Below are 24,411 nucleotides of genomic sequence, written 5' to 3' on the forward strand. Positions count from 1 at the left end.
CGCGCCATGATGAACGTACTGATCGTGCGTACCTCGTCGATGGGCGACCTGATTCACACCTGGCCTGCCATTACCGAGCTCAAAACGCACTACCCCAATCTCAGGATCAGCTGGCTGGCCGAAGAAAACTTCGCCGATATCGCGCGTTTGCACCCGGCGGTGGATGACGTCATCACCCTGGCCTGGCGACGCTGGCGCAAACAGTTGCTGTCACCGGCTACCTGGGCGGAAATGAAGGCGGTGCGGCAGCAACTGCGCACCACGCCATGGGATCTGGTGGTGGATTGCCAGGGACTGCTGAAAAGTGCGGTGCCGGCCAAATTCAGTTGTGCGCCGTTAACCGGCTACGACCGCCACAGCATCCGCGAACCGCTGGCCTGCCTGTTGTACGACAAGACCCACCGGGTGGACTGGTCCTTGTCTGCGGTGGAACGCTGCCGTTTGCTGCTGGCCAAGGTGTTTGGCTACCAGCCGGAAGGCAGCCCGCGTTTTGGCGTACCGGCGGCCGCCCGTCCAGACTGGCTGGCGCAAGGCGAATACGCTGTGCTGCTGCATGCCACCAGTCGTGCGTCCAAGGAATGGCCGGAACAGCACTGGATTGCGCTGGGTGAACAGCTTGTAGCAGCACATGGTCTGCAACTGATCATTCCCTGGGGCAATGCCGCCGAACAGCAGCGTGCAGAGCGGCTGGCCGCGGCCATGCCGCAGGCCGTGGTGGCTCCACGCATGAATCTGATCGAAGCTTGCGGCTTGCTGGGCCATGCCCGCGCTGTCATCGGTGTGGATACCGGGCTGTGCCATCTGGCCAATGCGCTGAATGTGCCGCTGGTAGCCATCTATACCGATACCGACCCTGGCAAGACCGGGGTGGTGGAAACCCCCTGGGCCACCAATCTGGGCAATATCGGCCAGTGCCCGACGGTGGATGCGGTGTATCAGGCCTTGCTGGCGCGCAAGGACATGCAATGAACTGGCGGCGCGGCTTGTATTCCATGCTGTGGTGGGCGGCCACGCCGCTGATTCGCCGTTATCTGAAAAAACGCGCACGCAAGGCCCCGGCCTATCTGCAGCACTGGGACGAACGTTTCGGTGAGGCTCGCCAGCCTCAAGCCACTGGCGCGATCTGGATTCATGCGGTATCGGTGGGTGAAACCCGTGCCGCCCTGCCCTTGATTCAGGCCATTCGCCAACGCTGGCCGGATGCGCCCTTGCTGCTCACCCAGATGACTCCCACCGGGCGCGATACCGCCTGCCAGCTCTACTCCGATGCCGAAGTGCGTTATCTGCCCTACGACTATCCCGGTGCGGTGCGGGATTTTCTGGCCGTATGGCAGCCACGCTTTGGTGTGCTGATGGAAACCGAGCTATGGCCCAATCTGCTGCATGCGGCGCGCCAGCAAGGCGTGCCGGTTTTTCTGGCCAATGCGCGGCTGTCGGAAAAATCGCTGCGCGGCTATCGTCGCATTCAGGGGCTGATTGGCCCGGCCTTGCGTGATTTGACGGCCATAGCTGCGCAAAGCCAGCAAGATGCTGAGCGTTTGCAGCAATTGGCTGCGTGTTCGCCGGTAGTGTGTGGCAATACCAAGTACGATTTCACCCCGCCAGCCGCCATGGCCGCACTGGCAGCGCAGTTTCGCCAGCGCATTGGCAGCCGTCCGGTATGCATTTGCGCCAGCACGCGCGATGGCGAGGAACAACTGATCCTGCAGGCCTGGCAACAGGCCGAAGTCGGCAATACCCTGCTGCTGCTGGTGCCGCGTCACCCGGAACGCTTCGATAGCGTGGCCGCGCTGGCGCAGGGCATGGGTTTTGCCGTGCAGCGTCGTAGCGACCAGCAAACCGTGGCTGCATCAACCAGCGTGTGGCTGGGCGACAGCATGGGCGAGCTGTTTGCCTATTACGGCTGTGCCGATGTGGCTTTTGTCGGCGGCAGCCTGCTGCCGCTGGGTGGACAGAACCTGATCGAGCCCGCCAGCCTCGGCCTGCCGGTCTTGTTTGGCCCGTCCATGTTCAATTTTGCCCAGGCCAGTGAATTGGCGCTGCAGGCAGGCGCTGCCTGGCAAGTGGCGGATGCCGCCGCGCTGGTGCAGCAGGTACTTGAGCTATTGCAGGACGACGCCCGTCGCCAGCAGATGCACCGCGCCGCGCTGGCGTTTACCGCGGCGCATCGTGGTGCCAGCCAGCGCATTGTGCAGTTACTGCAGGCGCATCTGCCTGACTGATACAGCGGCCCGACCATGGGCCGCTGTTGCCTGCCCGCCACGCCGGGCCAGCCATTTCCTGTCCTGCATCAATTATTCCAATATCTTGCTTTGCTGTTTTTATACACGCGTATAAATTGGCAGCATGAAGCCCGACACCAATCCTCACCCCACCCGCCTCCTGTTGCTGCAACATGGCTTGCAGCACTTGCGCCAGCATGGTCTGCGCCAGTTGACCGTACGGGGTATCTGCCAGCAGGCCGGGGTGAATCCCGGTGGTTTTGTCTACCACTTTGGCAACCGCCAACAATTTGTCAGCACCCTGCTGGAGTTGTGGTACGCGCCCTTGTACCAGCAATTGCAGGACAGCCTGCAGCAGCAGGGCGAACCCTTAAGCCGCCTGTCGGCCATGCTGCTGCAACTGGTGGCGTTTGCTAAAGCCGAGGGCGGGGTGATCAGCCAGTTGCTGCTGGATGCCGGCGCGGGCGAGGTGGCGGCGGTGGAATTCATCCGCAATCTGGCACCGCGTCATCCGCAGTTGTTATTGCAATGCCTGAGCGAGGCGCAACAGGCCGGCCAGCTATGTCAGGCTCCGCCCTTGCACCAACTGATGTTTCTGATGTCGGCACTGGGCTTCCCGGTGCTATTGCAGCAGCTAAGCAGCGGCAAGCACATCCTGCCCACGCTGCTGGAGCAGGGTTTGGCCAGCTATGCGCTGGAACCGGAACATTTGCAGCAAAGATTGCACTGGGCGCTCAAGGGCCTCAGTGCCAGGGAGCTGGCGCAATGAACAAGAAACGCATGGTGGCGGGACTGCTGGTGTTGGGGCTGCTGGCCGCAGGCATCTGGCACTGGCAGCAGGGCAAGGATGGTGCTGAGCTGGTGCTGTCCGGCAATGTGGATATCCGCGAGGTGAATTTGTCCTTCCGCGTGGGTGGCCGCCTGCAGCAAGTGCTGGTGGACGAAGGTGCAACGGTGAAGGCGGGGCAGATACTGGCTCGGCTGGACGATGCCCCGCAACGCAATGCCGTGGCCGATGCCGAAGCGGCGCTGTTGGCGCTCAAGGCCCGGCAGTCGCTGATGCACCAGGGGTATCGGGCGGAAGATGTGGCACAGGCCCGTGCCACGCTGGATGCCCGCCAGGCCGTGCTGACCGATGCCAATGCCGCCTGGCAACGGCAACAGGAACTGGCCGGCAGCGGTGCCGCGGCGGTCAAGGCGCTGGATGCCGCCCGCTCTGCCCGTGAGCAGGCGCAAGCGCAGTATCAGGCCGCGCAACAGCAATACCAGGCACTGAGCAAGGGCTACCGGCCGCAGGAAGTGGCCGAAGTGGACGCCAATGTGAAACGGGCCGAAGCCCAGCTGGCCAGCGCCCGGTTGCAACTGGCCGATACCGTGCTGAGCGCACCGTCGGACGGCATCATCCTCACCCGCGTGCTGGAACCGGGCAGCATGCTGGCAGCCGGTGCCAGCACCTTGACCCTGTCGCTCACCCGGCCGGTGTGGGTGCGGGCCTATGTGGCTGAAACCCAGTTGGGCCAGACCCAGCCGGGTCGCAAGGTATGGGTTTATCGCGACGGGCGCAGCCAGCCCTATGCCGCCGTAGTGGGCTTTGTCTCGCCCACGGCGGAGTTCACCCCCAAGAATGTGGAAACCGCCGACCTGCGCACCGCCCAGGTTTACCGCCTGCGCGTCATCATCTCCCAGCCGGATGCCGCCTTGCGCCAGGGCATGCCGGTGACGGTGAAGCTGGCCCAGCCATGAATACGGCAGACAGCGACATCGCCATCCGCCTGCGCAGCCTGAGCCATGCCTTTGCCGGCCGCCCGGCCCTGCATGCGCTGGATGCCGACATCCGTCGCGGCATCATCACCGGCCTGGTGGGGCCGGATGGTGCCGGCAAGACCACCCTGTTGCGGCTGATGGCCGGCCTGCTCAAGCCTGACAGCGGCAGCTTGCAGGTGGAAGGGCTGGACCCGGTGACAGCTGGTGACGCACTGCGTACACAACTGGGCTATATGCCGCAAAAATTCGGCCTGTACGAAGACCTTACCGTGCTGGAAAACCTTACCCTGTATGCCGATTTGCGCGGGGTGACCGGCGCGGCGCGGGAGGAAAGTTTTCAGCGCCTGCTGGCGTTTACCGATCTGGCACGCTTTACCGACCGGCTGGCCGGCAAGCTGTCCGGCGGCATGAAACAGAAACTGGGCCTGGCCTGCACCCTGCTGGGTTCGCCGCGCATCCTGCTGCTGGACGAACCCTGTGTCGGGGTGGACCCCATCTCGCGCCGCGAGCTGTGGCGCATGGTCAGCAGTCTGGCCGATGGTGGCATGGCGGTGCTGTGGAGTACCTCGTATCTGGATGAGGCCGAGCTGTGCGGCGAAGTATTGCTGATGCACGAAGGCCGCCTGCAATACAGCGGCAGCCCGCAGGCGCTGATGGACAGCATGCAGGGCCGCAGCCTGCTGTTGCAGGGCATTGCCGGCAACCGTCGTCAGGTATTGCGCCGCGCACTGCGTTGCCCGCAGGTGATAGACGGTGCGCTGCAAGGCCATGCGGTGCGGCTGGTGCTGCGCACGGCAGGCGAGCTGCCGGATCTCTCTAGCCTGCAAGCCGGGCCGGATGCCAGCTTGCAGGCGGTCAAGCCACGGCTGGAAGATGCCTTCATCGATTTGCTGGGTGGCGGGCCGGGTGGCGATTCACCACTGACCGAACACATGCCGCCAGCGCGGCTGCCGGACGGGGTGGATGCCGACGCCGTCATCGTGGCGGAACAGCTCACCCGCCGTTTTGGTGATTTTGTCGCTACCGACCATGTGGATTTCCGCATCCGCCGTGGCGAAATCTTTGGTCTGCTCGGCCCCAATGGCGCGGGCAAATCCACCACCTTCAAGATGATGTGCGGCCTATTGCCGGTAAGCAGCGGCGCGGCACGGGTGATGGGGCTGGACCTGAAAAAATCCGCCAGCCAGGCGCGGCAGCAAATCGGTTACATGGCGCAGAAATTCGCCCTGTACAGCAACCTCAGCGTGGCGCAGAACCTCGAGTTTTTCTCCGGCATCTACGGCCTGTCCGGTGCCCGCCAGCGTGCGGCAGTAACCGACATGGTGCGGGTATTTGCCTTGCAGCCTTTCCTGGCCATGAATGCCGGGGAACTGCCGCTGGGTTTCAAGCAACGGCTGGCGCTGGCCTGCGCGCTGATGCATCAGCCGCCCTTGCTGTTTCTGGACGAACCGACGTCGGGGGTGGACCCGGTCAGCCGCCGCGAATTCTGGAGCCATATCAACAGCCTGGTGGACAAGGGCGTCACGGTGATGGTGACCACCCACTTCATGGACGAAGCCGAATATTGCGACCGCATCGGCCTGGTGTACCGCGGCCGCATGATTGCCAGCGGCACGCCGGATGAACTCAAGGCCATGGTGGCCAGCCCGGCCCTGCCCGACCCCGGCATGGAAGACGCCTTCATCGCACTGGTGGAGCGTGATGACCGCTTGCGGGAGGCCACATGAGCATCAGCCTGCGTCGCCTTGCTGCGCTGTGCCGCAAGGAAAGTTACCAGATCGTGCGCGACCCCAGCAGCATCCTGATTGCCTTCGTGCTGCCGGTGTTGCTGCTGTTCATCTACGGCTACGGCATCAATCTGGATGCCAACCGGGTGCGTCTGGGCATCGTGCAGCAGGATGGTGGCGCAGAAGCCAGCCGCCTGGTACAAACGCTGCAAGCCTCGCCCTATATCGCCGCCAGCCTGTCTACTTCCGAATCCTTCATGCGTCAGCAATTGCAGCTGGGTGAAGTGCGCGGGGTGGTGATCCTGCGCAGCGATTTTTCCGCCAGGGTCAGGCAGGGTCAGGGCGCTGCCGCCATCCAGTTGCTCACCGACGGGGCCGAACCCAATACCGCCAATTTTGTTGCCAGCTATGTGCAAGGGGTATTCCAGCTATGGCTGAACCAGCGCCACAGCGGCCCGCCGCCAGCGGCCACGCTGACCTTGCAGCCGCGTTACTGGTTCAACCCCACCACGGTGAGCCGCAACTATCTGGTGCCCGGCTCCATCTCGGTCATCATGACCATCATCGGTGCGCTGCTCACCTCGCTGGTGGTGGCGCGCGAGTGGGAACGCGGCACCATGGAGGCGCTGCTGTCCACCCCGGTGACGCGGGCCGAGCTGCTGCTGTCCAAGATCATCCCCTACTACCTGCTGGGCATGGCCGCCATGAGCATGTGCGTGCTGGTGGCCACGCTGGTGATGGGCGTGCCGCTGCGCGGTTCGCTGTGGGTGCTGTTTGTGGTTACCAGCCTGTTTCTGGGCAGTGCGCTGGGGCTGGGCCTGTTGCTGTCCACCACCACGCGTAACCAGTTCATTGCCGCGCAGTTTGCGCTGACCGCGGCTTTCCTGCCCGCCATCATGCTGTCCGGCTTTGTTTTTGAAATCCGTAGCATGCCGCTGGCGGTACAGGCGGTGACTTACCTGATTCCGGCGCGCTATTTTGTCAGCGCCTTGCAGACACTGTTCCAGGCTGGCGAAATCTGGCCGGTATTGCTGATCAACCTGCTGTTTCTGCTGCTGTCCGCCGCCTTCTGGCTGGGGCTGACCGCCTGGCGGACACCGCGCCGACTGGATGGCAACTGAGATGTGGCAACGTCTGCTCACCCTCATCCGCAAGGAAATGCAGGCGCTGCTGCGCAGCCCGCAAAGCCGCCGCCTGCTGATTGCCCCGGTGCTGCTGCAACTGCTGCTGTTTCCGTTTGCCGCCACGCTGGAAGTGAAAAACAGCACGCTGGCGGTGTTCAATCAGGATGGCGGTGCCGCATCCATCGAGCTGGTGCAGCGGCTGGCCGCTACCCAGGCCTTTCCGCAAGTGCTGATGCTGCACAGCCAGCAAGACATGCAGCAGGTGATAGACCGCCAGCAGGCCTTGCTGGCCATCAGCCTGCCGCAGGATTTCTCGCGCCGCCTGGCCAGCGGCCAGGGGGTGACGGCGCAGGCCATCATTGACGGGCGGCGCAGCAATAGCGCGCAGATTGCCTATGGCTACGCGCTGCAAGTGGTGCAGCAATATGCCGCCGAGCGCAACCGGCAAGCCGCACCGGCGCGGCTGCTGGTGCAGAACCTGTACAACCCCAATCTGGAATACCGCTGGTTCGTGCTGCCCAGTCTGGTGGCCATCATCACCACCATCGGCTGCCTGATGGTGACCGCGCTGTCACTGGCGCGCGAGCGCGAGGAAGGCACCTTCGAGCAACTGCTGGTGTCGCCGCTGACCCCGGCCTACATCATGGCCGGCAAGGCGCTGCCCGGCATGCTGGTGGCCCTGGTGCAGGGCTGCATCATTGCCGCGGCCGCGGTATGGGTGTACCAGGTGCCGTTCAGCGGCACGGTGTGGCTGCTGCTGGTTTCCATGCTGTGCTACGGGCTGTCGCTGGTGGGTTTCGGCCTGCTGATTTCCGCCCTCAGCAGCAATCAGCAACAGGCTTTTCTGGGCTCGTTTGCCTTCATGTCGCCCGCAGTGATTTTGTCCGGCTACATGGCCCCGGTGGAAAACATGCCGCTGCCACTGCGCATGGTCAGCGCGGTGGACCCGCTCACCCACTTCATCGTCATCGTCAAGGGCATCTTCCTGAAGGGTTATGGCCTGGACCAAGCCTGGCCGCACCTGTGGCCGCTGCTGGCCATTGCCGCCGGTACCCTGTTGCTGGCCTACCGGATGTTCCTGCAGAGGAGTCACTGATGTCACACCGTATCCTCTTCCCTTTGCTCTGCCCCCTGCTGGCGCTCACCGCCTGCGCCGTCGGCCCGGATTACCACGCGCCGCAAACCACCTTGCCGGCGCACTACCAGCATCAGGCAGGCAGCAGCCAGCCGCAGTTGCAACGCTGGTGGACGGTGTTTGATGACGCCGCGCTCAGCCAGTTGGTGGAGCAGGCCTTGCAGTCCAGCCCGGATCTGGCCCAGGCCGATGCCCGCGTGCGCCAGGCACGGGCCAGTCTGGGTGTGGTGGACAGTGCGCTGTGGCCACAGCTGAATGCCGGTGCGCGCAGCGGGCGCGACCAGTTCAGCCGCAATAGCGAAAACTTTGCCAACATCCCGCTGGCCAATCCCAAAACCGGTTTCAATGATTACCGGCTGGGGCTGGATGCCAGTTGGGAAATCGACCTGTTCGGCCATACCGCGCGCAGCCGCGAAGCTGCCAGCGCACGGCTGGACAGCGTGCAGGAACAGCAGGCCGATGTGGCGCTGCGGGTGGCGGCGGAGGTGGCGCGCAATGTGATTGATTACCGTGGCTGGGTGGCACGTCAGCACAATCTGCAAGCCCAGTTGGCGGCCGCGCGGGAAAACCTGCGCTTGATTACGCTGCAACGTCAGGCCGGTGAGATATCCGACAGCGAACTGAACCAGGCAGCCAGCAATGTGGCCAGCCTGCAAGCAGCGCTGCCAGCCCTGCAAACCGCCCAAGGTGCCGCCGTGGCGGCCCTCAGCGTATTGCTGGACCAAACCCAGGCCCAGTTGCTGGCCACGCTGGCAGCGGAACGGCCCATCCCTGCCACGCTCACGCAGGCACCGGTGGGCATGCCGGCTGACTTGTTGCGGCGGCGGGCGGATATCCGTCAGGCTGAGCGCGAACTGGCGGCGGCCACTGCCGATATCGGCGTGGCGGTGGCCGAGCAATACCCGCGGCTGGTGCTGGTGGGTAGTGGTGGCTGGGATTCCATCCACGAAGGCAGTCTCACCGCGGCGGCCAGTCGCTTCTGGAATGTCGGCCCGCAACTGAGCCTGCCCTTGTTTAGCGGTGGACGGCTGAAAAACCAGGTGACGGCGCGTGAAGCGGCGCGGGATGCGGCGTTGGCGGCGTATCGGCAAAAGGTGCTGACGGCGCTGGCCGATACCGAAACCGCCTTGCTGCGCTACCAGCAAGAGGCACAGCGCCAGCAGGCCTTGCAGGCCAATGTGGAACTGGCCGAATTGCAGCTAGGGTTGGCGCGGCAGCGTTTCCGTGTTGGTGAGGTGGCACAAACCGAGGTATTGGCGCAGCAACAACTGGAAGCACAGCAGCGTGAAGCCTGGCTGGCATCACGGCAAGCGCAGGCGGAAAACCTGGTGGCCTTGTTCAAGGCGCTGGGTGGGGGCGTGCAAGGCAAGTAGTGTGGCAAGGAGACGCAATGCAGCAACGGAGATGTTGCGAATGGGTCTCCATGCCCTGCTTACGGTTTGGTAGCCTGCCACACGGCAATACCCTGACGCCCAGCCTGCAGCGGGATTTCAAACTGCATCAAATCCTCGCCTATCACAAAAGGCCCATCGTAATTTGCTTGCACCTGTTTGGCGATGTCCGCAACGGAAACCTCCCCATTCAGACCGATATGACTGAAGACTGCCAATGTGGGCCGTGTTTCCCGCAAGACCCGGGCGGCATCCAGTGGAGAGGAAAGATGGCCAAAAATGGCCTTGTATGCCGGGTTGGATTGCAACAAGGCATCCGATGTTAAAGAAACACAATGTACTAGCAAATCCACACCTTTGGCCTGCTTGACTACCTCAGGGCTATAGCGGGTATCCCCGGAGAGCACCACAACATGACCTTGATATTCAATACGATACCCAAATGAAGGCTTGATATTGACGCCATGATCATTATCAAAGGCATAAACCCGCACGCCACCCTCGTCATACACCAAACCTGCTGTTTCATCATGAGCCTGGATCATGACCCCATCCATAGGGGTGCCCTCATCTTTCACTCGGGTAGCAATATCGGTTGCATAAGCCTGTTGCAACCCCTGCGCCAGCGCCTCCGTTCCAGTGGGGCCATAAAGCTTCATCGGTGAAGTACGGCGGCCATAGGCCGGTTGTAACCAGCCCGTCAGCCAAAAATCAGGTAAACCGACAGTATGATCGGAATGAAAATGAGTCAGGAAAAAAGCATTGATGCGCCCTAGCGGAATATGCAATTGCCACAGCCGCGTGCTGGCACTGCGACCAAAATCAAAAACAAGTTTCTGGTTTCCTGCCTCCACTAAAGTGCTATAACCCGCACGCGCCATTTGTGGCACTGGCGTCCCGGTACCCAGTAAGCTTACTCGAAAAATCTTACCATCCTGATCCGCCGTAAGCTCACTGGCCTGTGCCACCAGTGCTGATATGGCAAAAACAGCAGCAAGCAAACCTTTGGCAAAAGTAGCAAATTTCATTTTGGCCTCATCCGCTAGTTGTTTAGACAGAAATGAGTTTAATTTGAAATTTTTTCAGCATAAATAATTAAATTTTCTATAGTATCGAAACCAATAGTTTCTAATTAAGCGATGTTGCAGACTTTTGTAAGGCAAAAATGTGGACAGATTGACGAGCATGACCGCTTTTGTCAGGGCGGTTGAGGAAGGGTCATTTACCAAGGCGGCAGACAAGCTGGAAATCACGGCCCAAATGGTAGGCAAGCATGTACGGGCTCTGGAGCAATGGACCGGCACCCGGCTCATGAACAAAACCACCAGGCAGCAAAGCCTGACTGAAACCGGCAACCTGTTTTACCAACGCTGCAAAACTATCCTGGGTGAAATCGCAGCCACAAAAGCGATTGTAGAGGAAATGCAGGCCGAACCACGCGGACGTCTGAAGCTGGCAGCACCCTTGAGTTTTGGTCAATGCTTACTGGTGCCCATGTTGCCCTCTTTTCTGCAAGCCCATCCTCATATTGAAATGGATCTGTACCTGAGCAACCGCTTTGTGGACTTGGTAGAAGAAGGATTCGATGCTGTGATTCGCGTACAGTCGCCTGGTGATGAGCAATTTGTCGCCAAGCCACTGGGGGAGCAGCAGCTTTGTTTGTGCGCCGCCCCTTCTTACCTGGAAAAATACGGAAAACCAGTCCATCCCGTGGAGCTTAAACATCACCAATGTCTGCATGGCAACTGGGGAGGCAATGAAACCTGGTCGTTTCAAGGCCCGGATGGAACACACCACATCAAGATCTCCAGCCGGTTGAAAATAAACAACTGGCCTGCCTTGTTTTCTGCCGCGCTACATGGTGGCGGTATCAGCCTGCAACCTATTCATATGCTGCAACAAGCCCTGGCACAGCACGAACTAGTGCCACTGCTGGAGGACTACACCATTCCTGCCATACGGCTTTACCTATTCTTCCCGCCAGCCAGACAACAAACCCTTAAACTGCGATGCTTTGCCGATGCTTTGCAAAAATATCTGCAAACCAGAGCAATCCATGCGGCACCCGCACCGTAGAAGCAGCCGCGTGACGGATAGCGGGGGCCGCAGTAAAAAAATGGCCATTAATTGAACAAGGCCGCCATCTGCCGGGCGGCGGCGGCCGGGTCGGGGGCATCAAACAGGCCGCCAATCACCGCAATGGCACTGGCCCCTGCCGCCACTACTTCGGCGGCATTGTCCGGGTTGATGCCGCCAATGGCGACCGACGGCAGGCTCAGCTTTTTGGCTTGGGCAAACAGCGACAGCGGTGCCGCCACCGCATGCGGTTTGGTGCGCGAGGGAAATACCGCGCCAAAGGCCACATAGCTGGCCCCGTCACGCGCAGCTTGCTCGGCCAGGGCGATATCGTTGTAGCAGGACACGCCGATGATGGCATTTGCGCCCAATACGGCACGGGCATCAGCCACCGAACCATCGGTCTTGCCCAGATGCACGCCATCGGCTTCCACCGCGCGCGCCAGGGTGACATCGTCGTTGATCAGGAACAGCACCTGCCGGCTTTTGCACAGGCTGGCCAGCAAGCTGGCCTGGCGCAGGCGGCGCACGGTGTTGTCGCTCTTGTTGCGGTATTGCAGGATGGCTACGCCGTTATCCAGCACGCGGCTGACCTTGGCCAGCAATTGCTCACTGTCTTCTGCCTCCGGCGATACCGCATACAAGCCCTTAATCACTGTCACCCTCTGCTCCTTCGTCTTCGCGGGCCCAGAACATCCGGTCCGGGATGGTTTGGCCCATGCCGGGGCGGAAACCCGCCACCAGGCTTTGATAGGTATATTCCTGTGCTTCGCGCACCGCCTCGGGCAGCATCAGCCCGGTGGCCAGCATGCCGGCAATGGCCGAGGCCAGCGTGCAGCCGGAACCATGATAACTGCCGGGCAGCCGCTCCCAGCGGTCGGCGCGCACCACGCCATTGGGACTGTACAGACTGTTTATGACTTCTTTGGTATTTTCGTGCGTGCCGGTAATCAATACATGCGGGCAGCCCAATGCCAGCAGCCGTTTGGCACACTCGTCCAGGCTCAGTTCCTCGTCCTCGTCCGGGTCGTTCATCGCCAGCCGGCGGGCTTCCATGCTGTTGGGCGTGATGATGGACACTTGCGGAATCAGCAAGTCGCGCATGGCGGCAATCAGGTCGTCATCGGCCAGTTCGTGGCCGCCGCCGCTGCGCAGCACCGGGTCCAGCACCACCGGCACGTCCGGATAGTCGGCAATCAGCTGGGCCACCACCGCCACGTTTTCCACGCTGCCCAGCATGCCGATCTTGAACACCAGCACCGGGATGTCTTCCAGCAGAAAGCGCGCCTGGTCGTTCACCAGGTCGGCATCCAGCACCATGAAGTCGTCCACGCCCACCGTGTCCTGCACGGTAATGGCGGTAATCACGGACAAGGGGTGGCAACCCAGGCTGGCCAGGGTGAGAATGTCGGCCTGGATACCGGCGCCGCCGGAAGGGTCGGAACCAGCCAGGGTGAGTACGGCGGGTGGAGGGGGCAATGTGGACAAGGCGGTAACCTCTTTGGTCAGATCGTGCGGCAGCAATTAGAATGGCTATTTTAACCGAGCTTGGAACAAACGTATGCGCACCTGGATGTGTCTGATTTGCGGTTTCATCTATGACGAGGAGGCCGGGCGGCCGGAAGATGGCATCGCACCGGGAACTCCCTGGGAAGATGTCCCGCCCAACTGGACCTGTCCCGATTGCGATGCCCGCAAGGACGATTTCGAAATGGTGGAAATCTGATTGCCTGCCGGCACGCATGCACTTCACGGTGGTAAGGCCGTGGCAAGGAATGTGGCATGAAACAAGTTTGCAGAAAAGTCTTTTCCCACGCAGCCCTGCTGCTGGCCGTGGCGGGCTGCGCCCAGGTCAACACCACCAATAGCGGTGTGGTGGGGATCAACCGCAGCCAAAACATGTGGCTGAGCGCGCAGGAAGTGGAGCAGTCCTCGGCCAAATCCTATGCCAGTCAGCTCAGCCAGGCACGTAGTGCGGGCAAGCTCAATACCGACAAAGTACTGACTGCCCGAGTAAAACGGGTGGCACAGCGCTTGATTGCCCAGACGCCGGTATTCCGCCCCGATGCGGCGCGCTGGAAATGGGAAGTCAATGTGGCGCAGACGCAGGAGCTGAATGCCTACGCCATGGCCGGCGGCAAGATCATGGTGTATTCCGGCCTGGTGACGCGCTTGCAACTGACGGACGACGAAATGGCGGCTGTCATCGGTCATGAAATTGCCCATGCGCTGCGCGAACACAGCCGTGAAACCATGAGCCAGGCCTATGCCCAGCAGATGGGCCTGTCGGTGGTGGGTTCGCTGGCCGGGCTGAACCAGAGCCAGCTCAATCTGGCTGGCATGGCAGCGGATGTGGCCCTGAGCAAGCCGCACAGCCGCACCATGGAATCCGAAGCCGACATCATCGGCCTGGAGCTGATGGCGCGCGCCGGTTACAACCCCAATGCCGCCGTCAATGTGTGGAACAAGATGATGAGTGCCGGTGGCGGCAGCGGGCCGGAGTTTTTGTCCACCCATCCGTCAGGGCCCACGCGCATCAGCGACTTGCAGGCACATATTCCGCAAGTCATGCCGCTTTATCAGCAGGCCAAGCGTGGTTGAACCGGGTGTTTCACGTGAAACGTCGTGTGGCACCGGCTACATGGCACGCAGTCTGAACGGAGTCTGAATTGGCTTACCTGTATCTGAAGGCCTTCCACATCATTTTTGTTACTTCGTGGTTTGCCGGGCTGTTTTACCTGCCGCGCATCTTCGTCAACCTGGCCATGGCCGCGCCGGGCGCCGAGTACGACCGCCTGCTGCTGATGGCGCGCAAGCTGTATCGCTTCATGACCCCGCTGGCGGTGCTGGCGCTGCTGCTGGGCATGGCCTTGTGGCAAGGCTTTGGCATTGGCGGTGGCTGGCTGCATGCCAAGCTCACCCTGGTGGCACTGCTGATTGCCTATCACCTGTACTGTGGCAAGCTGTATCGCGACTTTGTCGCCGGTGCCAATCGCCACAGCCATGTGTGGTATCGCTATTTCAATGAAATTCCGGTGCTGGCGCTATGCGCGGTGGTGATTCTGGTGGTGGTGAAGCCGTTTTGATGCCGGTGCGGCGCATGTCGGCCGCGCAGGACTTGTGAATGAATGCAGGGCAAACCGCCCTGAACGGGAAAGAGCAGCATGGGACTGGAAATCGAACGTCGCTTCGTCATTGCCAATGATGGCTGGCGCGGCCTGGCCGCAGGGGTGCAATACCGCCAGGGCTATCTGTCGGTAGAAAAGGAACGCACGGTGCGGGTGCGCATCGTGGGCGATCAGGCCTGGCTCACCCTCAAGGGCAATATCAGCGACATCAGCCGCCACGAATTCGAATACACCATTCCGCTGGCCGATGCCCAAACCATCATGGACGCCATGTGCCCGATGGTGGTGGACAAGCTGCGTCACCGTATCGAATTTGGCGGCTTTGTCTGGGAAGTGGACGAATTCTTTGGCGACAACGCCGGGCTGGTGCTGGCGGAAATCGAGCTGCCGGCGGAAGACACCCCGTTTACCAAGCCGGACTGGGTGGGCGCGGAAGTCACCGAAGATGGGCGTTATACCAATGCCTATCTGTCCAAGAACCCTTACAACAGTTGGCCGCAGCGCTGAAATGCCAACACTGGCCAGCCCGGCTGTGGAAAAATAACGCTTTCGCCAGCATGGATACCGCACGGCGCATGCCCTGTGCCACTGGCAACCCCGATTCCGGCAGCAAACCAGGCTGGTTTGCGCCCTACCCGTCATAAGGAAACAGCATGTCCCGCAATCTCGAACTGTTTGAACGTGGCAAGAAAACCATTCCCGGCGGCGTCAATTCGCCGGTACGGGCCTTCGGCTCGGTAGGCGGCACGCCGCGCTTTGTGAAAAAGGCGCTGGGCGCACACTTCTGGGATGCCGACGACAAACAGTACATCGACTACATCGGCTCCTGGGGCCCGGCCATCGTCGGCCATGCCCACCCCACCGTGATCAAGGCGGTGCAGGATGTGGCGGTGGATGGCCTGTCCTTTGGCGCGCCCACCGAAGCGGAAATCGAGATTGCCGAGGAAATCTGCAAGCTGCTGCCCTCGGTAGAGCAAGTACGCCTGGTGTCTTCCGGCACTGAAGCCACCATGAGCGCCATCCGTCTGGCGCGTGGCTTTACCGGCCGTGACGCCATCGTCAAGTTTGAAGGCTGCTACCACGGCCACTCCGACAGCCTGCTGGTGAAGGCCGGTTCCGGCCTGCTGACTTTTGGTAATCCTTCTTCCGGCGGTGTTCCGGCCGACTTCACCAAGCACACCCTGGTGCTGGAGTACAACAACGTCGAGCAGCTGGAACGCACCTTCAAGGAAATCGGCGATCAGATCGCCTGCGTCATCCTGGAACCGATCGCCGGCAATATGAACCTGATCAAGCCGTCGGCAGAATTCGTGCAAACCCTGCGCGCCCTCACCGAAAAACACGGCACGGTGCTGATCTACGACGAAGTGATGACCGGTTTCCGCGTGGATCTGGGCTGCGCCCAGGCGCTGCACGGCGTCAAGCCGGACCTCACCACGCTGGGCAAGGTGATTGGCGGCGGCATGCCGCTGGCTGCTTTCGGCGGCCGCGCCGACATCATGGGCTGCATCTCGCCGCTGGGTAATGTGTATCAGGCCGGCACCCTGTCCGGTAACCCGGTAGCCGTGGCCGCCGGCCTCACCACGCTGAAGCTGATTCAGGAACCGGGCTTCCACGCCACCCTCAGCCGCCGTACCGCCCGTCTGGCACAAGGCCTGGCCGAAGCCGCCAAAGAAGCCGGTGTCAGCATGGTCACCGACAGCGTGGGCGGCATGTTCGGCATCTACTTCTGCGATGCCGTGCCCACCAGCTATGCCCAGGTGACTGCCTCGGACCGCGAACGCTTCAACCGCTTCTTCCACGCCATGCTGGACGAAGGCGTGTACCTGGCCCCGTCGGCTTACGAAGCCGGTTTTGTCTCCATCGCCCATACCGACGAAATCATCGAACAGACCATCGCCGCCGCGCGCCGCGCCCTGGCGCGTATCTGAGCGCAGGTTAAATGTCTGGCTGCGGATGTGAGAAGCGCGGAAAGTGAGAAAAAGCCATCCGGGCAACCTCAGTCGTGAACAACCCTAAGCCATCAAACGGCTGCTTGAGCGCGTGCGCAGGAAGACTGCGCCGCGCTCAATGGAGTTGTATGAGGCGTTCTGCGCAGTGCTGTACCTGCTCAGAAGCGTTTGCCAGTGGTGCATGCTGCCCGAGAATTTCTCCAAGTGGCGCACGGTGCAGTCGTAGTTTGCGATCTGGATTGCGCCGCGTGCGGGGGCTGCCTGCCGGAGCAGGCGTTAAAAAATCAGCTTGGCGTTGCTTGCGCAAGACAGGGGGGGTACAGCACCTAGCGCGTTCTTGATGGCGCAGGCGCAGCGCGAGAAGAATAAGCACACGACGGCCTTGACGGGCGATGACGCAGGCAAGAATGCAATGGGAGATCAAGAAGCATTTCATGGCTCAAGGGCTCCTGCATAACAGATCCTAGGCGTGCGAAAGAAGCTTTGACACTCTGCCCGGCCTCATCTCCTCCTACGATCGAGTGTCGTGTTTACCTGTGCCGGACCGAATGCATGCTCTGAAGGAGGATTGACTTTCCATCCCCCTCTCTCTAACATTCAATCATTTTATTGAGTATTTGATAAAGTGAGGTGGTGAATGCAAGAGATTCCCGAGCAAACGAACGATTCCGCTGGGTCTAACCGGTACCAGGACGCCGCGACTGCAAGGCATTCCAAACGTATCTTCACCGCGCTTGCACTGATCCAATCCACCCTGATTTTCACGATCACCATGATCGGGGTGCCACTACCAGAAATCGGTCGCGAATTTGGGCTGACAGCGGCACAACTGCTTTTGCTGAGCGCTTCGTATGGCCTGCCGTTTAGTGGATTGCTGCTGTTTGGCGGACGCCTGGCGGATCGTTATGGCGGGCGGCGCATGCTTCTCATCGGACTGAGTCTTTTCGGGATCGCATCGCTGCTTGCCGCTTTTGCGCCTGGCTACGAAGTGCTGGTTGCCATGCGTTTCACGCAGGGTGTCGGCGCTGCCCTGATTGCCCCCGCAGCCATGGCCGTCCTGCATTTTCTCTTTCCCACTCCAGCTGCTTTTGGCCGGGCAATGGCCAGTTGGGGCGGCGTGTCCGTACTCGGCTCGGTGATGGGTTTCTTGATCGCAGGCCCGGTGATCACCTGGGTTTCCTGGCGTTGGATGTTTGCTGTTCCGATCTGCGTCGCATTGCTTGGATTTTCCGTAGCGTGGTGCCTGGCACAGAGAGCGCCAAACGATGCCGCTCACCAGAGTGATAAGCCGAGCCTGGATCCCATCGGGGCGCTGCTGGCAACATTGGGCATCTCATCCACAAGCTACGGACTTATTGCTACAGGAGACTATGGCTGGAGCTCGCCAATGGTGTTTCTGCCGCTGGGTGCCGGGCTGGTGTTGCTCAGTCTGTTTCTTGCCGTTGAACGTCGGGTTGCTGGCCCGCTCCTTCCGCCAGGATTCATCGGGCACCCCTGTCGTATAGCAGGCCTTACCGGGATGCTTCTTGCTGCTGCGGCCGCGGGTGGGCTGATCAGCTTTGTCCTCTCTCTATACCTGCAACAGGCCCGAGGCTGGAGTCCACTGGCAACAGCCGGAGCATTTTTCCCATTTGCCGCCACGCTCATTGTCACGGGTCGCTTCGCGGTTCCGCTGGTCAGCAGATACGGAGCGAGCCGCATCACCATCGCCGGGCTGGTCGTTGCGGCTGTCGGGCTGTTGTTGCTCGCTGGGCTGGAGCGGGAGACCAACTATGTCACCGGCCTATTGCCTGGGTTGATTCTCCTGGCTTCGGGGGGCTCCCTACTGTTCTCTGGATCTGCAGTGCTGTCCACGGCAGATGTGCCGCCGCAGCAGGCCGGCTTGGCTGGCGGTGTGATGAATACCGCCATGGAACTGGGGCCAACCGTTGGCCTGGCCACACTGATGTCTGTCGCGGCAACTCGGCTTGATGCCGTCAATGGCTACGGCTGGGCATTCGGCACCGCCGGCACGGCATTCCTGGTTGCAGCCATCGCGCTCACCTTGCTGACAAGGCAGGCAGCCTGCTCAGTTCAAACCAATTAAAGCAAGGCGCGCTGCAATGTTCTGCGGTGCGCCGAAGGCTATCAACAAGCACACCAAAAACTACCAGACACAGGTAAGGAGGCTTTGATGAGTCATGATGTCATCATCGTCGGATCCGGCGCAATCGCTGGTTCTATTGCGTACCAATTGGCCTGCATGGGTCTACAGGCATGTCGCATTGGAAGTTTGGATCGGCGGCACGCTGCCTCAAATGCCGCGGGGGCAATGAACGGATGCTTTGGAGAGGTCACCAGCGGCCTCGTTTCCAGTGCTCACGGCAGGCTCAAAATCCATATGGACTACCTAGCCAAAATGCGTTGGGCTGACTGGGCTGCCGAGCTGGCGCGTGCCTCTGGGGACAATAGCTCTCTCTTTACCGCACAAGGCACGCATGTGGTTCTGAACAGCGCGGGCATGCAAGCTATCGACAATGAAAATTACAAAGCGATCGAACGCACGCTCATAAACTACAACGAGCCCTATGAGTCGGTCGATCCAGCATCGATTGACTGGCTCAAGCCAAATGAACTGGTACGTCCGTTGCTGTCAATGTTCATCCAGGGGGAGCATGCCGTTAACTCCCATCAACTTCTGTCTATGCTGGATGCGGCCTTTACCAAGGAAGGTGGAGTCATCCTGGACAGGAATGTCAGACGCGTCCTGACAGAGCACAACCAAACCACCGGGGTTGAGCTGGAAAACGGTGAGCGCATTACTGCTCCCAGGGTTGTGGTCGCAGCAGGTGTCCAGTCGCTGGATGTTCTTGCAGAGCTGCCCGGTATCGAAGGTATTCCACCGCTGTTCGCCGGTAACGGCGTATCTCTTCTTCTCAAACTGCCGGAAGGTTCAACACTTCCCACATCCGTTATTCGAACACCTAATCGAGCGTTTGCGTGTGGATTGCACTGTGTTCCTCGGGGCGATGGCGTCCTCTATGTTGGTGCCACCAATATCGTAAAGAATCGCCCCCAGAGTAACGCATCGGTATCTGACATCCAGTTTTTGCTCGAATGCGCCTACGAACAGTTGAATCTAGACCTCTACCATGCGCAAATTCTGGCGGTCCAGGTAGGCAACAGACCTATCCCGGCAGACGGGTTCCCGCTCATCGGCGAATGTGGTGTTCCAGGCTTATGGCTGGCAACAGGAACCTATCGGGACGGACTGCACCAATCTCCATTGATCGCGGACTATGTTGCGCGCGGGATCTCGGGAAATGGTGGCATAAACGGCATTGATCTTTCCGACTTTACGCCAATTCGACCACCACTTGCCGGGCTGCCCAGAGAGCGCACCGCCAAGGACACGGCTTTGCAAATGTTGGGGATGGGGTATGAGTGTCTCTGGAACGTGAAGCCTGGCTGGACTGATGTGCTCAATAAAAGCTTGCAGCGTACCTATCAGGAATTCATTGAAGCACTACATCCCACGTTTACACCACCACCGGAGCTCGTCGCATTTTCCGAGCGAGACAAGGCTATCCGCGAGCGTCTGGTCACTTACTACAACGCCTGGTCGTAGTGGCAGGAAGGCGAGCTGCGCGGTGCGTATCAAGGAGCTCATCCGTTCCTGGCATCCGCTCTACATGTGGCACCGATCGAATCAGTCACCTGATTCGATCGGCAGCCCCGCTTCGGACCAGGCAGGGAAGCCGCCATCAAGTCGCCGCGCCCGATATCCCTGCGAGGCCAGAAGTGTGATCGCGCGCTCAGACAGTACGCAAAACGGTCCACGGCAGTAGGCAACGATTTCCAACTTGTTTGAAAGCTTAGTCAACTGTTGCGCCAGATCTTCTGCCGGAATGTTGATCGCGCCAGGGAGGTGACCTAACGCGAACTCGTCCGTCGAGCGCACATCCAGGATAGTAATCGCCCCCGTCTTGAGGCGCTCCACCAGCTCATCGCGCGAGATTGCTTCGAGGCGGTCGCGGTGTTTGAAATTGTCAGCGACGAGTTCGAGCATTTCTTTGTGCGTATATTCCACGTACTTACGCAATGCCTGAAGCACATCAACAAGCGGTCCATTAGATAAGCGATAGAGCACCTGCTTACCATCACGCCGGGACTGCACCATGCCGGCACGTTTGAGGTGCTGCAGGTGCTGAGAGGCATTTGCGATCGAGAGGCCGGAAAGTTCAGCCAAGCGTTCGACGGCCCGCTCTCCCTGGGCAATGTGTTCCAGAAGGACTAAGCGGTGGGCGTTGCCCAATGTGCGTCCCAACTCTGCTAACTCAACCACGATGCGGGAAGGATCACCCGCTTGCATCATTGGCATGTTTTTTCGTCACCTTATCATTCAATGTAATCATTTATTGATGGCATGCTAGCAATATCATAAGAAAAATACGAGGATGCCGACAAAATTAAAAGAATTATCCGATACCAAGGTTGTTTGGTAGATGAAAGCGCATGCAGGTTTGTCGTGATAGAAGCAATGGAATTGCTTCTTCGAGCCCTCTTCACTGTACCGGAAAAGTAGTGTCATACCGGCGCAGTTGAGCTGGCTGCTTCATATGCCAAGAGCCTGTTCAACGTCTTCCTGCGGATGTGAGAAGAACAAGCACACGGCGGCCTTGCAAGCCCTGCGGTGCGACAGCGGGGATGTGGGCAAACCGATTACATTGGGTGGCCAAGAAATTGTGGGTGAACACCTGAGCGTGCAGCTTGCCAAGCGGAGCGCGTTCCACCCCTCAAGGCAATGCCCAAGCGCTGGGTGCTGGAGCGTAGCTGGGCGTGGCTTGGGAAGAGCAGGCGGCTGAGAAACAACGGCGAAAGCCCGCCCAATACCCGCGTGCAGCTCGTTCATTTGGCATTTCTGGCCCTGCTACTCAAAAGACTTTGAACAGGCTTTGAGCGTATGGCACATGTGCAAGGGCTGCATCTTGTTGCTGCCCGCAATACCAAGCGCGCTTGTTTGCGGGGGCGGTTTTTATGCGGTGCCTTGGATTCGTCCTGCCACAATGCCACTGGCTAAGGCACAATAGCCCGCTGTTTTCCCGTTTCCCTGCTGATGAATACCACCTCCCCCCAGCGCCTGGCCTGGCGCATTCTGGCCAATGAAGCCGGTATCCGCCTTACCCCCTGCATCCAGCAGCCAGAAGGCGCTGGCTGGTGCCGTGGCCGCGCACTGCCGCTGGGGCGCTTGCTGGATCAGGCCGCGCAGTGGGACTGGCTGAGCGCGCAGGACCGCCTGGTGATAAACCAGCTTGAGCGTACCCATCAGCTGACTGATGGCAGCAGCCTGGCCGAGCTGGAGGGCGAAGCAGCCCTGCCGCTGCTGCTGGGGCATCCGGCCCTGTTCTGGGAAGAACAGCCCGATCAGCCGGTCACGCTGGAAGCGGGCCAGATCAGCCTGCTGTTGCACAAGCAGCAACAGCAGATGGTGTTGCAACTGAGCCCGCCCGGCATTGCCGCCTGCCAGCATTGCCTGTGGCAGCGCAGCGGGCCAAACAGCCTGCTGGTGTACTGGCCGGGGCCGGAAATCCGCCAACTGGCCGCGCTGCTGGGCCATCGCCTGAGCGTGCCCTTGGCCGCGCGCAAGAAGCTGCTGGAAGCCATTGGCGACATGGTGCCGTGGCTGCCGGTCGAGCTGGTGGAGGCGGATGATGGCGCCGACCTGCCCGCCATGCCGGCCGACCCGCGGCTGTTTGCCGTGCTCACCCCGCTGCCCGAGGGACTGCGCCTGCAACTGCGCTGCCGGGTGGCGGAACAAGCCGCCTGGTATCCGCCGGGCCGCGGGCCATGGCAGCAGGTGGCGCTGGAACAGGGCCAGGCCATCCGTTTTCAGCGTCAGCTGGGCGGGGAAAAACAGGCACTGGCGGCCTTGCTGGAGGATTGCCCGGAGCTGGCGGCGGCAAGGCCCGACCCGGATGGCGTGCTGCAATGGTTGCTGGCCAGTCAGCAACAGGCCTTGCAAGTCGTACAGCAGTTGCAGCAATTGCAGGCCATTGCCCCGGCGCGGCTGGAATGTGTCTGGCCGCAAGGCCAGCGCATGCGCATCCAGGCCCAGGCCGGCTTGCCGCAGCTGCGGCTGAAAACCAAACGCAAGAACGGCTGGCTGGAAGTCACGGGTGAAGTGCAGGTGGATGAAGACCGGGTGCTGCAATTGCGTCAGTTGCTGGAAGCGCTGGCCAATCAGCCCGGCCAGTACCTGCGCCTGTCCGAGCAGGACTGGCTGGTACTCTCCGACAGTCTGCAAGCCAGCTTGCAGCAACTGGCCCGGCTGGCAGATCACACCATGCCTGACGGCTTGCGTCTCAGCCTGCTGGCCGCCCCGCTGCTGGCCGGGCTGAGTGAGGACATCGGTCACTTCGATGGCGACGCCGGCTGGCAGCAGTTGCAGGCACGGTGGGACAGTCTGCGGGATTATCAGCCCGTAGTCCCCGCCACGCTGCAAGCCAGCTTGCGGCCTTATCAGTTGCAAGGCTTTGCCTGGTTGTCGCGGCTGGCGTATATCGGTGCCGGGGCCTGCCTGGCCGACGACATGGGGCTGGGCAAGACGGTGCAGACGCTGGCGCTGTTGCTCAGTCGTGCGCATCTGGGCCCGCAACTGGTGGTGGCACCCACCTCGGTGGCGCTCAACTGGCTGGCCGAGGCCGCCCGCTTTGCCCCCAGCCTGCGCTTGCGCCCTTATCAACAGCAGCGCGACTTATCCACAGTCGGGCCGCAGGATCTGGTGATTGCCAGTTACGGCCTGCTGCAATTGCAGGCGGACGATTTTGCCGACGTGCATTGGGCCAGCGTGGTGCTGGACGAGGCACAGGCCATCAAGAATGCGGCTACCAAACGTGCGCAGGCGGCACAAGGCTTGCGGGCCGATTTCCGCCTGGCAGCCAGCGGTACGCCGGTGGAAAACCATCTGGGCGAATTGTGGAGCCTGTTCCGCTTCATCACCCCCGGCTTGCTGGGTAATGAGGACAAATTCCAGCAGCGCTTTGCCCAGCCAATTGCCGAAGGTGATGAAGAAGCCCGCGCCACGCTCAAGGCGCTGATCCAGCCCTATCTGTTACGCCGCACCAAGGCCGAGGTGCTGACCGAGCTGCCGCCGCGCACCGACATCACCCGCCGCATTGCGCTGTCCGAGCAGGAGCTGCATGTCTACGAAGCCATGCGCCAGCAGGCGCTGCAAAAGCTGGCCGAGGTGGACAGCCAGGACAAGAAGACCATGCAGGTGCTGGCCGAACTGACCCGCTTGCGCCGCTTCTGCTGTCACCCGGCCTTGCTGCAAGCGGATACCGCCCTGCCCGCCAGCAAGTTTGCCTTTTTCTGCCAACTGATGACCGAGCTACTGGACAACGGCCACAAGGCGCTGGTGTTCAGCCAGTTTGTCGATCATCTGGCCCTCGCCCGGCAATGGCTGGATCAGCAAGGTATTGCCTACCAGTACCTGGACGGTGCCACACCGGGCAAGCAGCGCAAGGCACGCATGGATGCGTTTCAGGCTGGCGAGGGCGAGGTGTTTCTGATCAGCCTGAAAGCCGGCGGTACCGGGCTGAACCTGACCGCAGCCGACTACGTGATTCATCTGGACCCGTGGTGGAACCCGGCAGTGGAAGACCAGGCTAGCGACCGCGCCTACCGCATGGGCCAGCAACGGCCAGTTACCGTGTACCGGCTGGTGGCGGAAAACACCATCGAGGAAAAAATCGTCGCCCTGCATGCGGAAAAACGCGCACTGGCCGACAGCCTGCTGGAAGGCGGCGATCTGGCAGCCAGACTGGATGGCGAGGCGCTACTGGCCTTGTTGCAAGGCGCTTGATGCTTGTTTTACTCAATATCCTATGTGAATATCCAAATTCTTATCTATT

22 protein-coding genes and 1 pseudogene are annotated in these 24,411 nt (G+C 60.8%); 19 read left to right on the top strand and 4 right to left on the bottom strand.

Annotation, left to right across the window (positions count from 1 at the left end; genetic code table 11):
* Positions 1–9: 9 nt before the first annotated feature.
* The 8 genes from waaC (at position 10) to DLM_RS19990 (ending at position 9,345) form a co-directional block, all read left to right on the top strand.
* The gene (waaC, locus tag DLM_RS19955) at positions 10–969 is read left to right on the top strand and encodes a lipopolysaccharide heptosyltransferase I (RefSeq protein ID WP_197715614.1); all 960 of its coding nucleotides are present in this window, start codon (positions 10–12) and stop codon (positions 967–969) included.
* Positions 966–2,222, top strand: coding sequence for a lipid IV(A) 3-deoxy-D-manno-octulosonic acid transferase (gene waaA, locus DLM_RS19960; RefSeq protein ID WP_089082456.1), 1,257 nt, complete (start codon positions 966–968; stop codon positions 2,220–2,222). The genes waaC and waaA overlap by 4 nt, the downstream gene beginning before the upstream one ends.
* Positions 2,223–2,346: 124 nt before the next feature.
* On the top strand, positions 2,347–2,991 hold the full coding sequence (locus tag DLM_RS19965; protein WP_089082457.1) for a TetR/AcrR family transcriptional regulator: 645 nt from the start codon (positions 2,347–2,349) through the stop codon (positions 2,989–2,991).
* On the top strand, positions 2,988–3,965 hold the full coding sequence (gene hlyD, locus DLM_RS19970; RefSeq protein ID WP_089082458.1) for a secretion protein HlyD: 978 nt from the start codon (positions 2,988–2,990) through the stop codon (positions 3,963–3,965). Before DLM_RS19965 ends, hlyD begins: the two co-directional genes overlap by 4 nt.
* On the top strand, positions 3,962–5,713 hold the full coding sequence (locus DLM_RS19975) for an ATP-binding cassette domain-containing protein (RefSeq protein ID WP_089082459.1): 1,752 nt from the start codon (positions 3,962–3,964) through the stop codon (positions 5,711–5,713). Before hlyD ends, DLM_RS19975 begins: the two co-directional genes overlap by 4 nt.
* Positions 5,710–6,834 carry an ABC transporter permease gene (locus tag DLM_RS19980; RefSeq protein ID WP_089082460.1) on the top strand — a complete coding sequence of 375 codons (1,125 nt, stop codon included), beginning with the start codon at positions 5,710–5,712 and terminating at the stop codon, positions 6,832–6,834. The genes DLM_RS19975 and DLM_RS19980 overlap by 4 nt, the downstream gene beginning before the upstream one ends.
* A 1-nt stretch (position 6,835) precedes the next feature.
* Positions 6,836–7,933, top strand: a complete 1,098-nt coding sequence (locus DLM_RS19985; RefSeq protein ID WP_089082461.1) for an ABC transporter permease — start codon at positions 6,836–6,838, stop codon at positions 7,931–7,933.
* Positions 7,933–9,345, top strand: coding sequence for an efflux transporter outer membrane subunit (locus DLM_RS19990; protein ID WP_089082462.1), 1,413 nt, complete (start codon positions 7,933–7,935; stop codon positions 9,343–9,345). The genes DLM_RS19985 and DLM_RS19990 overlap by 1 nt, the downstream gene beginning before the upstream one ends.
* 59 nt (positions 9,346–9,404) lie before the next feature.
* Here the strand turns inward: DLM_RS19990 and DLM_RS19995 are convergent, their stop codons facing one another.
* Positions 9,405–10,391: an MBL fold metallo-hydrolase gene (locus DLM_RS19995; RefSeq protein ID WP_089082463.1), complete on the bottom strand. Its 987-nt coding sequence runs from the start codon at positions 10,389–10,391 to the stop codon at positions 9,405–9,407.
* A gap of 157 nt (positions 10,392–10,548) precedes the next feature.
* Between DLM_RS19995 and DLM_RS20000 the strand changes: the two genes are divergently transcribed.
* Positions 10,549–11,439 carry a LysR family transcriptional regulator gene (locus DLM_RS20000; protein ID WP_197715460.1) on the top strand — a complete coding sequence of 297 codons (891 nt, stop codon included), beginning with the start codon at positions 10,549–10,551 and terminating at the stop codon, positions 11,437–11,439.
* A 47-nt stretch (positions 11,440–11,486) separates the two neighbouring features.
* Here the strand turns inward: DLM_RS20000 and thiE are convergent, their stop codons facing one another.
* The gene (thiE, locus tag DLM_RS20005) at positions 11,487–12,101 is read right to left on the bottom strand and encodes a thiamine phosphate synthase (RefSeq protein WP_089082465.1); all 615 of its coding nucleotides are present in this window, start codon (positions 12,099–12,101) and stop codon (positions 11,487–11,489) included.
* Positions 12,088–12,927 (bottom strand): bifunctional hydroxymethylpyrimidine kinase/phosphomethylpyrimidine kinase, encoded by an 840-nt coding sequence (thiD, locus tag DLM_RS20010; RefSeq protein WP_089082517.1) that lies wholly within the window; start codon positions 12,925–12,927, stop codon positions 12,088–12,090. The genes thiE and thiD overlap by 14 nt, the downstream gene beginning before the upstream one ends.
* A 73-nt stretch (positions 12,928–13,000) precedes the next feature.
* Between thiD and DLM_RS20015 the strand changes: the two genes are divergently transcribed.
* From DLM_RS20015 to DLM_RS20050, 8 genes are all read left to right on the top strand, one after another.
* Positions 13,001–13,165 carry a rubredoxin gene (locus tag DLM_RS20015; protein WP_045845915.1) on the top strand — a complete coding sequence of 55 codons (165 nt, stop codon included), beginning with the start codon at positions 13,001–13,003 and terminating at the stop codon, positions 13,163–13,165.
* Positions 13,166–13,221: 56 nt separating this feature from the next.
* Positions 13,222–14,040 (top strand): M48 family metallopeptidase, encoded by an 819-nt coding sequence (locus DLM_RS20020; RefSeq protein WP_089082466.1) that lies wholly within the window; start codon positions 13,222–13,224, stop codon positions 14,038–14,040.
* 68 nt (positions 14,041–14,108) lie between these two features.
* Positions 14,109–14,525 carry a CopD family protein gene (locus tag DLM_RS20025; protein ID WP_089082467.1) on the top strand — a complete coding sequence of 139 codons (417 nt, stop codon included), beginning with the start codon at positions 14,109–14,111 and terminating at the stop codon, positions 14,523–14,525.
* 78 nt (positions 14,526–14,603) lie between these two features.
* Positions 14,604–15,074 carry a CYTH domain-containing protein gene (locus tag DLM_RS20030; protein ID WP_089082468.1) on the top strand — a complete coding sequence of 157 codons (471 nt, stop codon included), beginning with the start codon at positions 14,604–14,606 and terminating at the stop codon, positions 15,072–15,074.
* Between the two features lie 146 nt (positions 15,075–15,220).
* Positions 15,221–16,498 (top strand): glutamate-1-semialdehyde 2,1-aminomutase, encoded by a 1,278-nt coding sequence (gene hemL, locus DLM_RS20035; protein WP_089082469.1) that lies wholly within the window; start codon positions 15,221–15,223, stop codon positions 16,496–16,498.
* A gap of 139 nt (positions 16,499–16,637) precedes the next feature.
* Positions 16,638–16,745 carry a hypothetical protein gene (locus DLM_RS20040; protein WP_420000700.1) on the top strand — a complete coding sequence of 36 codons (108 nt, stop codon included), beginning with the start codon at positions 16,638–16,640 and terminating at the stop codon, positions 16,743–16,745.
* Between the two features lie 411 nt (positions 16,746–17,156).
* Positions 17,157–18,605 (top strand): MFS transporter, encoded by a 1,449-nt coding sequence (locus DLM_RS20045; RefSeq protein WP_089082471.1) that lies wholly within the window; start codon positions 17,157–17,159, stop codon positions 18,603–18,605.
* Positions 18,606–18,692: 87 nt separating this feature from the next.
* Positions 18,693–20,126, top strand: coding sequence for an NAD(P)/FAD-dependent oxidoreductase (locus tag DLM_RS20050; protein WP_089082472.1), 1,434 nt, complete (start codon positions 18,693–18,695; stop codon positions 20,124–20,126).
* An 81-nt stretch (positions 20,127–20,207) separates the two neighbouring features.
* Here the strand turns inward: DLM_RS20050 and DLM_RS20055 are convergent, their stop codons facing one another.
* Complete coding sequence (locus DLM_RS20055) at positions 20,208–20,879, bottom strand: ArsR/SmtB family transcription factor (protein WP_197715461.1); 672 nt, start codon at positions 20,877–20,879, stop codon at positions 20,208–20,210.
* Positions 20,880–21,177: 298 nt separating this feature from the next.
* Between DLM_RS20055 and DLM_RS24085 the strand changes: the two are divergent.
* Both DLM_RS24085 and DLM_RS20065 read left to right on the top strand, forming a co-directional pair.
* Positions 21,178–21,446: pseudogene (locus DLM_RS24085) on the top strand (IS5/IS1182 family transposase); the annotation flags it as partial.
* Positions 21,447–21,614: 168 nt separating this feature from the next.
* Entirely contained in the window at positions 21,615–24,362 is a 2,748-nt protein-coding gene (locus DLM_RS20065; protein WP_089082474.1) for a DEAD/DEAH box helicase, read from the top strand.
* Positions 24,363–24,411 lie beyond the last annotated feature (49 nt).

Origin of the sequence: Aquitalea magnusonii (assembly GCF_002217795.2) — a bacterium.
GTDB classification, from domain to species: Bacteria; Pseudomonadota; Gammaproteobacteria; order Burkholderiales; family Chromobacteriaceae; genus Aquitalea; species Aquitalea magnusonii_B.

What these genes read in the sequence shown, in the direction of transcription:
- waaC (WP_197715614.1), top strand. Translation starts at nt 10, where the DNA reads ATGAACGTACTGATCGTGCGTACCTCGTCGATGGGCGACCTGATTCAC.
- waaA (WP_089082456.1), top strand. Translation starts at nt 966, where the DNA reads ATGAACTGGCGGCGCGGCTTGTATTCCATGCTGTGGTGGGCGGCCACG.
- DLM_RS19965 (WP_089082457.1), top strand. Translation starts at nt 2,347, where the DNA reads ATGAAGCCCGACACCAATCCTCACCCCACCCGCCTCCTGTTGCTGCAA.
- hlyD (WP_089082458.1), top strand. Translation starts at nt 2,988, where the DNA reads ATGAACAAGAAACGCATGGTGGCGGGACTGCTGGTGTTGGGGCTGCTG.
- DLM_RS19975 (WP_089082459.1), top strand. Translation starts at nt 3,962, where the DNA reads ATGAATACGGCAGACAGCGACATCGCCATCCGCCTGCGCAGCCTGAGC.
- DLM_RS19980 (WP_089082460.1), top strand. Translation starts at nt 5,710, where the DNA reads ATGAGCATCAGCCTGCGTCGCCTTGCTGCGCTGTGCCGCAAGGAAAGT.
- DLM_RS19985 (WP_089082461.1), top strand. Translation starts at nt 6,836, where the DNA reads ATGTGGCAACGTCTGCTCACCCTCATCCGCAAGGAAATGCAGGCGCTG.
- DLM_RS19990 (WP_089082462.1), top strand. Translation starts at nt 7,933, where the DNA reads ATGTCACACCGTATCCTCTTCCCTTTGCTCTGCCCCCTGCTGGCGCTC.
- DLM_RS19995 (WP_089082463.1), bottom strand. Translation starts at nt 10,391, where the DNA reads ATGAAATTTGCTACTTTTGCCAAAGGTTTGCTTGCTGCTGTTTTTGCC.
- DLM_RS20000 (WP_197715460.1), top strand. Translation starts at nt 10,549, where the DNA reads ATGACCGCTTTTGTCAGGGCGGTTGAGGAAGGGTCATTTACCAAGGCG.
- DLM_RS20015 (WP_045845915.1), top strand. Translation starts at nt 13,001, where the DNA reads ATGCGCACCTGGATGTGTCTGATTTGCGGTTTCATCTATGACGAGGAG.
- DLM_RS20020 (WP_089082466.1), top strand. Translation starts at nt 13,222, where the DNA reads ATGAAACAAGTTTGCAGAAAAGTCTTTTCCCACGCAGCCCTGCTGCTG.
- DLM_RS20030 (WP_089082468.1), top strand. Translation starts at nt 14,604, where the DNA reads ATGGGACTGGAAATCGAACGTCGCTTCGTCATTGCCAATGATGGCTGG.
- hemL (WP_089082469.1), top strand. Translation starts at nt 15,221, where the DNA reads ATGTCCCGCAATCTCGAACTGTTTGAACGTGGCAAGAAAACCATTCCC.
- DLM_RS20040 (WP_420000700.1), top strand. Translation starts at nt 16,638, where the DNA reads ATGGAGTTGTATGAGGCGTTCTGCGCAGTGCTGTACCTGCTCAGAAGC.
- DLM_RS20045 (WP_089082471.1), top strand. Translation starts at nt 17,157, where the DNA reads ATGCAAGAGATTCCCGAGCAAACGAACGATTCCGCTGGGTCTAACCGG.
- DLM_RS20050 (WP_089082472.1), top strand. Translation starts at nt 18,693, where the DNA reads ATGAGTCATGATGTCATCATCGTCGGATCCGGCGCAATCGCTGGTTCT.
- DLM_RS20055 (WP_197715461.1), bottom strand. Translation starts at nt 20,879, where the DNA reads ATGCCAATGATGCAAGCGGGTGATCCTTCCCGCATCGTGGTTGAGTTA.
- DLM_RS20065 (WP_089082474.1), top strand. Translation starts at nt 21,615, where the DNA reads ATGAATACCACCTCCCCCCAGCGCCTGGCCTGGCGCATTCTGGCCAAT.